Raw genomic sequence first — 13707 nt, 5'->3', positions numbered from 1 at the left:
ATGCGTACAAGTCAATATCTGCTCTCCACTCAAAAGGAGACGCCCGCCGACGCCGAGGTTATCAGTCATCAGCTGATGCTGCGCGCAGGAATGATTCGTAAACTCGCCTCAGGTCTCTATACCTGGTTGCCAACGGGTTTGCGGGTTTTGAAAAAAGTCGAAAATATCGTGCGCGAAGAAATGAACAGCGCCGGAGCCATCGAAATTTCGATGCCTGTCGTTCAGCCTGCGGACCTGTGGCAGGAGAGTGGTCGTTGGGAGCGGTATGGTCCCGAGCTGCTGCGCTTCGCCGATCGCGGCGAACGTCCGTTTGTGTTGGGCCCGACGCATGAAGAAGTCATTACCGATCTGGTGCGAAATGAGATCAGCTCGTATAAACAGCTGCCGCTGACCTTTTATCAGATCCAGACCAAGTTCCGTGACGAAGTACGTCCGCGCTTCGGTATCATGCGCGCGCGCGAATTCCTGATGAAAGACGCCTACTCTTTCCATACCTCCCTGGAATCACTGCAGACAACGTATGATGCGCTGTATTCGGCGTACACCAAAATCTTCAGCCGAATGGATCTGAACTTCCGCGCCGTTCAGGCGGATACGGGTTCTATTGGCGGCAGTACGTCTCACGAGTTCCAGGTACTGGCCGCATGCGGTGAAGACGATATCGTCTTTTCCACTGAATCCGACTTCGCCGCGAATATCGAGTTAGCCGAAGCGGTAGCTCCACACGTTGAACGCGCCGCGCCGACGCAAGACATGACGCTGGTAGAAACGCCCAACGCCAAAACCATCGCCGAGCTGGTCGAACAGTTCAACGTTCCGGTAGAAAAAACAGTTAAAACGCTGCTTGTGAAAGCGACGGAAGAAAGCGCTCATTCGCTGGTAGCTCTGCTGGTTCGCGGCGATCATGAACTGAACGAAGTGAAGGCCGAAAAGTTGGAGCTGGTCGCCAGCCCGCTGACCTTCGCCACGGAAGAAGAGATTCGCGCGTTGGTGAAAGCAGGTCCGGGTTCGCTGGGTCCGGTCAACCTTCCCTTGCCTGTCGTCATTGACAGAACCGTTGCAGTGATGAGCGACTTCAGCGCGGGTGCCAACATCGACGGCAAACACTATTTCGGCATCAACTGGGAGCGGGACGTTGCGCTGCCGCAGATTGCCGATCTACGTAAAGTTGTTGAAGGCGACCAGAGCCCAGACGGCAAAGGCACGCTGCAGATAAAACGCGGTATTGAAGTCGGCCATATCTTTCAGCTTGGTACCAAATACTCAGAAGCCATGAAGGCGACGGTTCAGGGCGAAGACGGCCGAAACCAGACGCTGACGATGGGCTGCTATGGTATCGGTATCTCCCGCGTGATTGCCGCTGCAATTGAACAAAACCACGACGATCGCGGCATTATCTGGCCAGACGTGCTTGCACCGTTCCAGGTAGCCATCCTGCCGATGAACATGCACAAATCCTTCCGCATTAAAGAAGTGGCGGAACGTATTTATCAGCAACTGCGCGACAATGGCGTGGAAGTGTTGATGGATGACCGTAAAGAACGGCCTGGAGTGATGTTTGCAGATATGGAACTTATTGGTATTCCTCACACCATCGTTATTGGCGATCGTAACCTGGACAACAATGATATCGAGTACAAGAACCGTCGTCAGGGTGAGAAACAGTTGATTAAGACGGATGAAGTGGTGGATTTCCTGCTCTCGCAGGTTATGCGTTAATCACGTTCCAGTTTCAGTCAAAAAATGGTGGGGAACCCACCATTTTTTATTCTCATCACCGTTAGTGGTGGTTATGCACGGAACAGCTCTTCAATATCGAGCCCCTGCATTTGCAGGATTTCACGCAGACGACGCAGCCCTTCAACCTGAATCTGACGCACGCGTTCACGAGTCAGACCAATTTCACGACCAACATCTTCCAACGTAGCTGCTTCATAGCCCAGAAGGCCGAAGCGACGAGCCAGAACTTCTCGCTGTTTGGCATTGAGTTCAAACAACCATTTAACGATATTTTGCTTCATATCGTTATCCTGCGTAGTGTCCTCAGGACCGTTGTCTTTCTCATCGGCCAGAATATCCAGCAACGCCTTTTCAGAATCTCCGCCCAGCGGCGTGTCAACGGAAGTAATACGTTCGTTCAGACGCAACATACGGTTCACGTCATCAACTGGTTTATCGAGCTGTTCGGCAATCTCTTCCGCACTAGGCTCATGATCTAGCTTATGGGATAACTCGCGTGCTGTGCGCAGGTAAACGTTAAGTTCTTTGACAATGTGAATCGGTAAACGGATGGTGCGGGTTTGATTCATTATTGCCCGCTCTATAGTTTGCCTGATCCACCAGGTTGCATACGTTGAAAAACGAAACCCTCTTTCCGGGTCAAACTTCTCAACGGCTCGGATCAGACCAAGGTTCCCTTCTTCAATCAGGTCCAACAAAGCTAGTCCCCGATTGTTATAGCGACGGGCGATTTTCACCACCAACCGCAGGTTACTCTCGATCATACGTTTACGTGATGATACGTCACCACGCAGCGCTCGCCGGGCAAAATAAACCTCTTCTTCGGCGGTTAAAAGAGGCGAATAACCAATTTCTCCCAGATAGAGTTGAGTAGCATCTAAGACGCGCTGGGTGCTAACTGGTGACAATAACTCATCATCTAAAGAGTCATTGTCACTGGTTTCTTCCTCTGCCAGCGCTTTATCGTCAAATACGTCAAGCCTATTCTCGTCGAAATCAGTATCTTCATGTAACTCGTTAACTTTCAGCGTACTTTGGCTCATAAGCGGCTCCTACCCGTGATCCCTTGGCAGAATACCGAAGCACTCTGCCCGATTTATCGCTGCGGAATAAAACGCAGCGGGTTTACGGATTTCCCCTTGTAACGAATTTCAAAATGCAAGCGTACTGAACTGGTTCCGGTGCTACCCATGGTAGCTATTTGTTGTCCCGCCTTAACCTCTTGTTGTTCCCGGACCAGCATGGTTTCGTTATGGGCATAGGCGCTCAGGTAGTCATCATTATGCTTGATGATTATCAGATTCCCGTAACCGCGCAAAGCATTGCCCGCGTACACCACACGCCCTCCGGCGGTAGCAACCACGGTCTGCCCACGTGAGCCAGCGATATCAATCCCTTTATTCCCCCCCTCAGAGGCTGAGAAATTATCTATGACTTTCCCATCTGTAGGCCAACGCCAACCAGTAATAGCGGCATTACTGCTGCTAGGTACCGGAGTTGGTTCGGTAGCAGGAGCGGAAGCTGCGGCTCCTGTAGCAGGTAACATCTTACCCACATTCTGTTTACCCGAATTTGCAGAATACGCATTAGTTGAAGTGGAATCAACCTGTGAAGTTTGTATTTGCGTACTGTTCTGCGGCTGAGAAACACCGCCGGCCGCCGCATTGGCGGGAAGCATGTGTCCGCTGCGCGAACTGGAGGTGGTCATGACTGGGCCTGAAGGCACGCTGGCAACCGCCATGCCTTGCCCTGCGCTCGCGTTCATATTATTGCCCAACGCCAGACTCTGCCCGACATTCAGACTGTAAGGTTCTGGGATATTATTGCGCTGCGCCAGCTCGCGGTAGTCGTTACCCGTAATCCAAGCAATATAGAACAGCGTATCGCCGCGTTTTACGGTATAGGTATTCCCGGTATAGCTTCCCTTGGGAATCGCGTCATAGCTGCGGTTATAAACAATTTTACCGCCCTGCGAAGCAACCGGAGCGGATGTGACCGGCATGCTGACGGCAGCGACAGGTCGTGAATTCGCCGATGAAGAGAGGCGTGGCGGTGAAGCGATTGCGCCGCTACGGCTAGAGGCGTTGCCGCCATCGCCTACGCTGCTGATCGAGGCAGGCTGATCGTTACCGTCGGCGCAGCCCGTCAGCCCCAGAGCAATTGCCGTACATACTGCGAGCTGACGCCAGTTCATCATTTGGCTCCCCATGCGCCGAATCCCCCTTATGACCCAAAATTGACTCGTTAAATGTCGCCAGCTGTCTCGAAAATTGGCAATATTGCCAAGAGTAGGAACTCTGTCATTCCTCAATAAACTCAGCAATGCGCCGCGGTACTCGTTAACGAAATGGACACCGGCAGCCACCAGAGACAGCACCATTCGTTGATGCTAGCAATATCAACAAATTAGTACCATAAGATAGTTGTATTGAAATTTTAAGGCGGGCATGAGCCCATCGCAAAGAGTCAGGCCAGTTCGCCTTTGACCAGCGGCACAAAGCGAACCCCCTCAACGGTTTGAATAATCAACTCTCCATTGTTGCGCTGAACCACCTTGAGCGTTTGCTGCTCTTCACCGACCGGCAATACCATGATGCCGCCTTCATCCAGCTGTTCTATCAGCGCAACGGGAACCTCCGGCGGCGCTGCCGTGACGATAATGGCGTCGAAAGGCCCTTTTGACGCCCACCCCAACCAACCGTCGCCATGCCGCGTAGACACATTATGCAGATCGAGCTGCTTGAGACGACGTTTAGCCTGCCACTGAAGTCCCTTGATGCGCTCCACAGAGCAAACGTGCTGCACCAGGTGCGCCAGCACGGCGGTTTGATAACCGGAACCCGTGCCAATCTCTAGAACGCGGGATACGGGCGTCAGGCGCAGTAATTCGGTCATTCTGGCGACCATATAAGGCTGAGAAATCGTCTGTCCAGAGCCAATGGGCAACGCCGTATTTTCATAGGCTTTATGTTCAAAGGCTTCGTCGACGAAGCGTTCCCGCGGTACGGCGGCCATCGCCTGTAACAGGCGTTCATCCTTAATTCCCTGCCGACTCAACTGTTCCAGCAATGTCTGCACGCGTTTGTTCACCATTCCCCGCAAACCCCAGCTTTGGCTAACCTCATCAACGTTGTTTGTGCTGCTCGGGCAGGAGCTCGCTCCTGTCACAGCGTAGTTATCTCCGTCGCGATCAGAACACCGCTACATACCGCTATCAAACTCCTGCTCTTCAACCTGCATCAGCTCTCGCACCACGCTGGTAGCGTAACAGCCTGATGGCAACCAGAAACGTACGCTGACAACGTCATCATTCTGCCATGACCATGCCATGCGCTGTGGATACAATAGTATGGCTCTACGCGCCGGCTCCAGCCGCTCCCGGCGCAGCAGCGACAATAACAGATCGTTCTCCTCCAGACAGGACAATTCAAATGCCAGCGCTTCAGCCTGCGTACCTGGTTCGCCGTCGCCTGGCAACGGCGCCGTCACCTGCAGCTCGTGTTCATCGACACGCCGTTGCAATGTCTCCAGCTCGTCAGTATGTGCAACAAACCAGCTACCGCGACCGGTCAACTGCAGCGCATCGCCGTTCAATACGGTTTTTTCCAGCTTTTGCGTCAGGCGAGCGCTGGCGACACGGTTAAACAGCTCACTACGACTGGCCGAAAGATAAAAACTACGTTTACCACGTTCTTTCACGCGAATCTCATTGTTCGCCCAGCGCCGAGCCTGCTCAAGGTTATTGCCGTTACGGCCGAAACGCTGGCTGCCGAAATAATTAGGCACGCCCAGTTCGGATATGCGTTGTAAGCGCGTCTCGATTTCCGCCCTGTCGCTGATTTGACGGAGCACCAGCGTGAAAGCGTTCCCCTGTAAGGCACCGATGCGCAGCTTACGGCGGTGACGAGCCGTTTCCAGAATTTCACATCCTTCCAGCTCGAAAGTCCGCCAGTCCGGGTCGGCTTTGCCGGGCATATGCAGGCCGAACCATTGTTCGGTCACGGCATGGCGGTCTTTCATACCTGCATAGCTGACCGCGCGGGCCGGTAGACGGGCGAACTTTGCCAGCGCTTCGGCGACAAAAGACGTATTGCAGCCCCGTTTACGCACCCGGACCAGCACATGCTCGCCGTCGCCATCAGGCTGGAATCCGAGATCTTCAATCACCTCAAAGTCTTCTGCCGACGCTTTCAGTACGCCGCTTGCGGCAGGCTTACCGTGCATCCAGTAAAGCTCATGAGAGGTTTCCATCACCATGCCACCACTCCCGACGCATCGCTTTTCAGCAATAGCGCGACCGCCTCACAGGCGATCCCCTCGCCGCGTCCGGTAAACCCTAGCTGCTCGGTGGTCGTCGCTTTGACGTTGACGTCATCCATGTGGCACTGAAGATCTTCCGCCAGATTGACTCTCATTTGCGGGATGTGCGGCGCCATTTTCGGCGCCTGAGCGATAATGGTCACGTCCACGTTTCCCAGGCGATAACCTTTCTCAGCGATACGGCGCCAGGCTTCTCGCAACAGCTCGCGACTGTCCGCGCCCTTAAAGGCGGGGTCGGTATCAGGAAACAGTTTGCCGATATCGCCCAGCGCGGCGGCGCCCAACAGCGCGTCGGTGACGGCATGCAACACCACGTCGCCGTCGGAATGCGCCAGCAAACCTTGCGTGTAGGGAACTCTTACGCCACCGAGCACCAGCGGGCCTTCGCCACCGAATTTATGGACATCAAAACCGTGACCGATACGCATCGCACACGCTCCTTTATTTATACAATAGTTTGATTTTTAAGGTTACGAGTCAGATAAAACTCCGCCAGCGCCAGATCTTCCTGACGGGTGACTTTGATGTTATCCGCCCGTCCGCTGACGATCTGAGGATGGTAACCGCAAAACTCTAATGCCGACGCCTCATCGGTAATCTCAGCCCCTTCGGACAGCGCGTGTTCGAGGCTGTTTTTCAGCAGCATCAGCGGGAACAGCTGTGGGGTCAGGGCGTGCCAGAGCGCATTCCGCTCTACCGTATGTTCGATATCGCCCTGCGCATTGCTGCGCTTCATGGTATCACGCACCGGCGCAGCCAGAATGCCTCCGACGTCGCTTTGCGAGGTCAGTTCCAGCAAACGGGCCAAATCGTCCGGATGCAGGCATGGGCGAGCGGCATCGTGCACCAGTACCCATTCTACACCCTGAACCTGCTGAAGACCGGCCAGCACGGAGTCGGCTCTTTGCCGCCCGCCTTGCACGACCTGAATGCGAGGGTCGGACGCCAGCGGCAGCGTTTGAAAATAGTCGTCATCAGGACTGATCGCGATGATGGCCCTACGGATACGCGGATGCTGAAATAGCGCGTCCAACGTATGTTCCAGAATCGTTTTGTTACCGATGTTCAAATATTGTTTCGGGCGATCGACCTGCATTCTGCTGCCGTTTCCAGCGGCAGGCAATACGGCAATCACTTCAGACAGGTCGTCTTTCAGAGTCAACATACCTAGCGTGGGGTCGGGTAAGAGGAAGGTTGGGGGGAGGTAGAGGTCGAGTTGGTCTGATGGCCCGACGGGTTTGGCACGAGACGATAGAAGGATTCGCCGGGTTTGATCATACTTAGTTCGTTACGCGCGCGCTCCTCGATGGCTTCCTGCCCGCCATTGAGATCGTCGATTTCGGCGAACAGCAGTTCATTACGGGATTTCAACTTGGCATTGCTGGCCTGCTGAACGGCAACGCCGTCCTTCACCCGCACCAAGTCGTGAATACCGTTTTTTCCCAGCCAGAGCGAATATTGCAGCCAGCCCAGAAGTACCAATAATAACAGCGTAAGTTTTCCCATCCCGCCCCCTGAAAAGCCGACTCATCATCCCATAACTTTTATCAGGACTCCACTGCGCGGACGCAATTGCTGAATACAATCCGGCACAGGCGCTTCACAACACCGGACATACGCGTCAGAAGGGAGAAAAGTTCCTGTGGCAGAAGCACGGCGCAGAGGCCGTCCGGCTATGAATCATAGCCTACCAGCCTGAAATTACCGAAAAAACCAGCCAGAAGCTAAACAGAACGGCCCCCCCGCAGCACAGCAGCATTCGCACAACCCGACGCTGCCACAGCAGGCCAAACAACATGCCCACCAGTACGCACAGGAGCAACAACGCCAGAAATAGCGGCCAGGTATAAAGCATGAGTAGCCGTGTGGCATTGAGGCCGTATAGCCAGAAGGAGAGCGCAAACGCCAGCCAGTAGAAACAGAAACCGGCTATTGCCCCAAGGCTGGGGTAAGACACCAGCGTTTCCTGTGAAGGAGGATGGATCTGACGATGCGGCAGTAGCGTGACACGTTGTACTGTTTTTCCCATACGACTCGTGTTCCCGGCACAACGCGTTTGGCAACGCTCAACTGGAAGGTTAAGCGTCTATGATAGCCAGACGGCGCAGCATCGCTAACAGTTGAGCGATCGAATCTGTTACCAATTGTTCGCCGTCGAGATGCGCTTCCGGGTGCTCGGGCGCTTCGTATATCGCGTCAATGCCGGTGAAATTCGTCAGCTCGCCGGCGCGGGCTTTTTTATACAGGCCTTTGGGATCGCGCGCCTCGCACGCCGCCAGCGGCGTATCGACGAACACTTCGATAAACGCCGCATCACCCAGCAAATCGCGCACCATCTGCCGCTCGGCGCGATGCGGCGAAATAAAGGCGGTGAGCACCACCAGACCGGCGTCCACCATCAGCCTGGCGACCTCCCCTACCCGGCGGATATTCTCGCGCCGATCGTCGTCCGTGAACCCTAAATCGCGACACAAAGCATGCCGGACGTTGTCGCCGTCCAGCAAATAGGTGCTGACGCCAGCGGCGTAGAGCGCCTGTTCCAGCGCCCCCGCCAATGTTGATTTCCCCGAGCCGGACAGCCCGGTAAACCAGATGACCGCGCCGCGGTGGCCGTGGCGACGCTCACGATCCGCACGCGTCACCGCGTGAGGATGCCATACCACGTTTTCATTCGCAGGCGGTAGGGAGTGCGATTCAGACACCTTATTTCCCTCCCAGCAGATCGCGCGCACCCCAATGCGGGAAATAGCGACGCACCAGCGCGTTCAGCTCCAGCTCAAACGCGCTATAGGCGCCAGGCTTTTCATAGGTCTGTTCGATGCCTTCACGTACCAGACCCGCTCCCACCGTGACATTGCTCAGGCGGTCGATAAAGATCATCCCGCCGGTGACGTGGTTTTGCGCATAGCGATCCAGTACCAGAGGTTCGTCGAAAGTCAGCGCCACCAGCCCGATGCCGTTCAACGGCAACGACTCGATCACCCGCTGGGTCAGCGTATTGATTTCAACCTGATACTGAATGTTTTCGACTCGCGCCCGCGTCTTTTTGCCCGCTATTTTGATGTCGTAGCTTTGCCCGGCGATCAGCGGCTGTTCCGCCATCCACACTACATCCACCAACGCGCTCTGCACCGCTTCCAGCGTTTCCGCATGATCCACGATCAGATCGCCACGGCTGATATCGATTTCCTTTTCCAGCACCAGCGTCACCGCTTCGCCGACCCGCGCCTGCGGCAGATCGCCGTCAAACGTCACGATGCGGGCAATGGCCGATTCAACGCCGGAAGGCAGTACCTTAACGCGCTGGCCGACGTGGACCACGCCGGACGCCACCGTCCCCGCATAGCCACGGAAATCCAGGTTGGGCCGGTTGACGTACTGCACCGGGAAACGCAGAGGCTGCGACAGGCTGTGCGGCGCGACATCCACCGTCTCCAGCACGTCCAGCAGCGTGGGGCCGCTATACCAGCTCATCTGAGTGCTGGCCATCGCCACATTATCCCCTTCCAGCGCGGAGAGCGGAACGAAGGTCACATTAAGATCCGCCGGCAGCTGCTGTGCGAAGTCCAGGTAGTCCTGTTTGAACTGTTCGAAGACCGACTGCTGATAGTCGACCAGATCCATTTTGTTGACCGCCACCACCAGATGACGGATGCCCAGCAGTGTCGCGATGAAGCTATGACGGCGAGTCTGATCCAACACGCCTTTTCGGGCATCGATCAGCAGAATCGCCAGTTCACAGGTGGATGCGCCAGTCGCCATGTTACGCGTGTATTGCTCATGCCCCGGGGTGTCGGCAATGATGAATTTACGCTTCTCGGTAGAGAAATAGCGGTAGGCGACGTCAATGGTGATCCCCTGCTCGCGCTCAGCCTGCAGGCCGTCGACCAGCAAAGCCAAATCCAGCTTTTCACCCTGTGTTCCCAGCCGTTTGCTGTCATTGTGCAGCGTGGATAGCTGATCTTCGTAGATCTGGCGGGTATCATGCAGCAGACGGCCGATCAGGGTGCTTTTACCGTCGTCAACGCTGCCGCAGGTCAGGAAGCGCAGCAGGCTTTTATCCTGTTGTGCGAGCAGATAGGCCTCGACGCCGCCCTGCTCGGCGATCTGTTTGGCAATATCATGATTCATGCAGCAACTCCTCAGAAATATCCCTGACGTTTTTTCAGCTCCATCGACCCGGCCTGATCGCGGTCGATCATCCGTCCCTGACGCTCGCTCGTGGTGGAGACCAACATTTCTTCGATGATCTCCGGCAGAGTTTGCGCCTGCGACTCCACCGCGCCCGTCAACGGCCAGCATCCCAGCGTGCGGAAACGCACCATACGCTGGATGATGGTTTCCCCCGGCTGCGGTTCGAAGCGGTCGTCATCAACCATCATCAACATACCGTCGCGTTCAACCACCGGGCGCTCTGCAGCCAGATACAGCGGGACGATGTCGATTTTTTCGAGGAAGATGTACTGCCAGATATCCAGCTCCGTCCAGTTGGACAAGGGGAAAACGCGGATGCTTTCGCCCTTGTTGATCTGACCGTTGTAATTGCGCCATAGCTCGGGTCGCTGGTTTTTCGGATCCCAGCGATGGAAGCGGTCACGGAACGAGTAGATACGTTCTTTGGCGCGCGATTTTTCTTCGTCGCGGCGTGCGCCGCCGAAGGCCGCATCAAAGCCATACTTGTTCAGCGCCTGTTTCAGCCCTTCGGTCTTCATGATGTCGGTATGCTTCGCGCTGCCGTGCACGAACGGGTTGATCCCCATCGCGACCCCTTCCGGGTTGCGGTGTACCAGCAGTTCGCAGCCGTAAGCCTTGGCCGTGCGGTCGCGAAACTCGTACATTTCGCGAAACTTCCAGCCGGTATCAACATGCAACAGCGGGAACGGCAGCGAGCCGGGATGGAAAGCTTTGCGCGCCAGATGCAGCATCACCGAGGAGTCTTTGCCGATGGAGTACATCATCACCGGATTACTGAACTCCGCCGCGACTTCGCGAATGATATGAATACTTTCTGCCTCAAGCTGTTGCAGATGCGTCAGTCTTTTCTCGTCCATAAAATCGTACCTTAAGCCAAATTCACCACTGTTGGCCGACGTTCTGAGGCCGACACCCGCGAATGATCTCCAAACCAGGCGATTTGCTCGTGCAAATTCACCACCTCGCCAATCACCAGTAATGCCGGTGTAGCCGCCAACTGAGACAACGGTTCCAACTGTTGTAATGTGCCGGTCAGCACCTGCTGGTCCCGGCAGGTACCGCGGCTGATAACGGCGACCGGCGTTTCTGCGGATCGCCCGTTTTCTATCAGTTGACGGCTAATGTCCGCCGCTTTCATCGTACCCATGTAAATCACCAACGTCTGCCGCTCACGGGCCAGCGTAGACCAGTCCGGCGCTTTGCCGTCCACGCGGTGATGTCCGGTAATAAAGGCCACACTTTGCGCATAGTCCCGATGGGTCAACGGGATCCCCGCATAGGCGGTGACGCCCGCCGCGGCCGTCACGCCCGGTACCACCTGGAAGGGGATGCCCGCCTTAGCCACATGCTGCAACTCCTCGCCGCCGCGACCGAAAATAAAGGGATCGCCACCCTTCAGGCGAACGACCCGTTTGCCCTGTTGCGCCAACGTCGCCAGCCGCTGATTGATCTCGTCCTGCGGCATCAGATGCGCGCTGGCGCGTTTACCGACGCAAATCATCTCGGCGTCGCGTCGAACCAGCTCCAGCACGTCCGCACTCACCAGAGAGTCGTACAACACCACGTCCGCCTGCTGGATCACCTGCAGTCCGCGTAGCGTCAGAAGGCCAGCGTCGCCCGGCCCCGCGCCCACCAGAGATACCTCGCCTTGCAGGTTCTGCGGCTCCATCAGCTGTTTTTCCAGCGCGTCCTCGGCTTCAGTCAGTTTTCCCGACGTCACCAGTGAGGCAAAGCGACTGTCAAACAGGCGTTCCCAGAACCGGCGTCGGCCGGTTATCGTCGGCAGTTGCTGTTTGACTCGGCTACGCCAGTTGCCCGCCAGCTCAGCCATCTGCCCTAAACGGGAGGGCAGCAGCGCCTCCAGCTTCTCTCGCAGCAGGCGCGCCAATACCGGCGCCGCGCCGCTGGACGAGATAGCCACCATCAGCGGAGACCGGTCAATTAACGACGGAAAAATAAAGGAGCATTTTGGCTGATCGTCGACCACGTTGACCAGTTTTTGCCGACGATCCGCGGCCTTTGAGACTGTTTCATTGAGCTTAGCATCGTCGGTGGCCGCAATGACCAGGAACACCGGGTCCAGTAGTTCAGGGCTGAACTCACGGGCAATCCAGGTCACCTTTCCGTCCTGCTGCAAAGCATCAAGCAGGGAGCACAGCTCGCGCGCAGCCACCCGGACCTCTGCGCCCGCCCGCAGTAGCAGCGTGATTTTACGCATGGCCACTTCGCCACCGCCTACCACCAGCACGGGGCGCTGCCGTAGATCGGCAAATACAGGGAGATAGTTCACAGAAGCCTTTACTAAGATAAAAAAGTGATAATGGGACTATAAAACGAGGGGGTAAGCGTAATGAAATGCCGAATTCGCATGATAAGTTCCGTAATGGAATAAAGAATCACTTTGTATGCGGTAAAAAGCAGACTCTGGGCCCCAACGTGGGGATGTCGCCTCAATCGGTTATATCGAAACTGGCTAAATGTTCCGTCAGTTGATCGCGGCACAGATACGCCTTTATCTCCCGTTGCCAGCGTTCGTCCAGCGGCGTCACTCAGCTACCCATGAATTTATCTTTCCGCAACAGCATGTTGCCGCGATGATTCAGGGCATCGTATTCGGGCTGAACTGGTGTCATCGCACCTAAAATGGAACAGGATGACGTTTGAAATCTCACCGCTAAAAGAAAAAGTCCCTCGAACGAGAGGCTGTGGGTCAACCTTCGTGCAAGCCGCACTCGCGCTTCAGACCGAAGAATCGTGTCTCTTCTTCGCTCATGCCCGGCTCCCACTTGCGGGTGGTATGGGTATCGCCCACCGACAGATAGCCCTGATCCCACAGCGGGTGGTAGCTCAGGCCATTGGCCTTCAGGTACTGATAGACCTGTCGGTTGTCCCAGTCGATGATCGGCAGGAATTTGAATACGCCGCGCTGCACAGACAACACCGGCAACGTTTCACGGCTGCTCGCCTGCTCGCGGCGCAGCCCAGCGAACCAGGTCCGCGCGTCAAGTTCTTGCAGCGCCCGGTTCATCGGTTCCACCTTGTTCATCTGGTTATAGCGCTCGATACCTTCGACGCCTTGCTCCCACAGCTTGCCGTAGCGCGCTTCCTGCCACGCTGGCGACAGCGCGGCGCGAAACACCTGCAGGTTCAGCTTCAACTGGTCGGTGAGGCTGTCGATGAACTGATAGGTTTCCGGGAACAGGTAGCCGGTATCCGTCAGGATCACCGGAATCTGCGGACACTGCCGAGTCACCAGATGAAGAGAAATCGCCGCCTGAATGCCGAAGCTCGACGTAAGGACGAACTCGCCCGGCAGGTTTTCCAGCGCCCAGGCGATTCGGTTTTCGGCGGAAAGGCTTTCCAGCTCGGCGTTGATTTCCGCAAGCTCAGACTCTTGTTCCGGCTTCGGCAACGCGCTGAGCGCCTCCAGATTGAGTGCAGACATCAGGCTCT

Annotated in this window: 14 protein-coding genes; 1 reads left to right on the top strand and 13 read right to left on the bottom strand. The window is 55.9% G+C overall.

Annotated features, from left to right (window positions below; translation table 11 throughout):
* A complete protein-coding gene (gene proS / locus I6N93_RS03120) occupies nucleotides 1-1719 on the top strand; it encodes a proline--tRNA ligase (protein WP_085686173.1) in 1719 nt (572 codons plus the stop codon).
* Nucleotides 1720-1790: 71 nt separating this feature from the next.
* Here the strand turns inward: proS and rpoS are convergent, their stop codons facing one another.
* The 13 genes from rpoS to I6N93_RS03055 form a co-directional block, all read right to left on the bottom strand.
* The gene (rpoS, locus tag I6N93_RS03115; protein WP_085686175.1) at nucleotides 1791-2783 is read right to left on the bottom strand and encodes an RNA polymerase sigma factor RpoS; all 993 of its coding nucleotides are present in this window, start codon (nucleotides 2781-2783) and stop codon (nucleotides 1791-1793) included.
* Between the two features lie 53 nt (nucleotides 2784-2836).
* Nucleotides 2837-3949 carry a murein hydrolase activator NlpD gene (nlpD, locus tag I6N93_RS03110; protein ID WP_085686177.1) on the bottom strand — a complete coding sequence of 371 codons (1113 nt, stop codon included), beginning with the start codon at nucleotides 3947-3949 and terminating at the stop codon, nucleotides 2837-2839.
* A 257-nt stretch (nucleotides 3950-4206) separates the two neighbouring features.
* Nucleotides 4207-4833: a protein-L-isoaspartate(D-aspartate) O-methyltransferase gene (locus I6N93_RS03105; protein WP_085686179.1), complete on the bottom strand. Its 627-nt coding sequence runs from the start codon at nucleotides 4831-4833 to the stop codon at nucleotides 4207-4209.
* 108 nt (nucleotides 4834-4941) lie between these two features.
* Nucleotides 4942-5991, bottom strand: coding sequence for a tRNA pseudouridine(13) synthase TruD (gene truD, locus I6N93_RS03100; RefSeq protein ID WP_085686328.1), 1050 nt, complete (start codon nucleotides 5989-5991; stop codon nucleotides 4942-4944).
* Nucleotides 5991-6488, bottom strand: a complete 498-nt coding sequence (gene ispF, locus I6N93_RS03095; RefSeq protein WP_085686181.1) for a 2-C-methyl-D-erythritol 2,4-cyclodiphosphate synthase — start codon at nucleotides 6486-6488, stop codon at nucleotides 5991-5993. Before ispF ends, truD begins: the two co-directional genes overlap by 1 nt.
* 17 nt (nucleotides 6489-6505) lie before the next feature.
* Nucleotides 6506-7225 (bottom strand): 2-C-methyl-D-erythritol 4-phosphate cytidylyltransferase, encoded by a 720-nt coding sequence (ispD, locus tag I6N93_RS03090; protein ID WP_085686183.1) that lies wholly within the window; start codon nucleotides 7223-7225, stop codon nucleotides 6506-6508.
* Between the two features lie 2 nt (nucleotides 7226-7227).
* Nucleotides 7228-7566: a cell division protein FtsB gene (gene ftsB / locus I6N93_RS03085; protein ID WP_085686185.1), complete on the bottom strand. Its 339-nt coding sequence runs from the start codon at nucleotides 7564-7566 to the stop codon at nucleotides 7228-7230.
* A 181-nt stretch (nucleotides 7567-7747) separates the two neighbouring features.
* The gene (locus I6N93_RS03080; protein WP_085686187.1) at nucleotides 7748-8089 is read right to left on the bottom strand and encodes a DUF3561 family protein; all 342 of its coding nucleotides are present in this window, start codon (nucleotides 8087-8089) and stop codon (nucleotides 7748-7750) included.
* 49 nt (nucleotides 8090-8138) lie between these two features.
* Nucleotides 8139-8762, bottom strand: a complete 624-nt coding sequence (gene cysC / locus I6N93_RS03075) for an adenylyl-sulfate kinase (RefSeq protein ID WP_085686189.1) — start codon at nucleotides 8760-8762, stop codon at nucleotides 8139-8141.
* Nucleotide 8763: 1 nt separating this feature from the next.
* Nucleotides 8764-10191 carry a sulfate adenylyltransferase subunit CysN gene (gene cysN, locus I6N93_RS03070; RefSeq protein ID WP_085686191.1) on the bottom strand — a complete coding sequence of 476 codons (1428 nt, stop codon included), beginning with the start codon at nucleotides 10189-10191 and terminating at the stop codon, nucleotides 8764-8766.
* Nucleotides 10192-10202: 11 nt separating this feature from the next.
* Nucleotides 10203-11111, bottom strand: a complete 909-nt coding sequence (gene cysD / locus I6N93_RS03065) for a sulfate adenylyltransferase subunit CysD (RefSeq protein ID WP_085686193.1) — start codon at nucleotides 11109-11111, stop codon at nucleotides 10203-10205.
* Nucleotides 11112-11122: 11 nt separating this feature from the next.
* A complete protein-coding gene (gene cysG / locus I6N93_RS03060) occupies nucleotides 11123-12544 on the bottom strand; it encodes a siroheme synthase CysG (protein WP_085686194.1) in 1422 nt (473 codons plus the stop codon).
* Between the two features lie 420 nt (nucleotides 12545-12964).
* Complete coding sequence (locus tag I6N93_RS03055) at nucleotides 12965-13699, bottom strand: phosphoadenylyl-sulfate reductase (RefSeq protein WP_085686196.1); 735 nt, start codon at nucleotides 13697-13699, stop codon at nucleotides 12965-12967.
* Nucleotides 13700-13707 lie beyond the last annotated feature (8 nt).

Source organism: Lonsdalea populi (genome assembly GCF_015999465.1).
Classification (GTDB): Bacteria; Pseudomonadota; Gammaproteobacteria; order Enterobacterales; family Enterobacteriaceae; genus Lonsdalea; species Lonsdalea populi.
The sequence above is the reverse complement of the archived record's forward strand: the minus strand, read 5'-3'. Positions and strand labels throughout refer to the sequence as shown.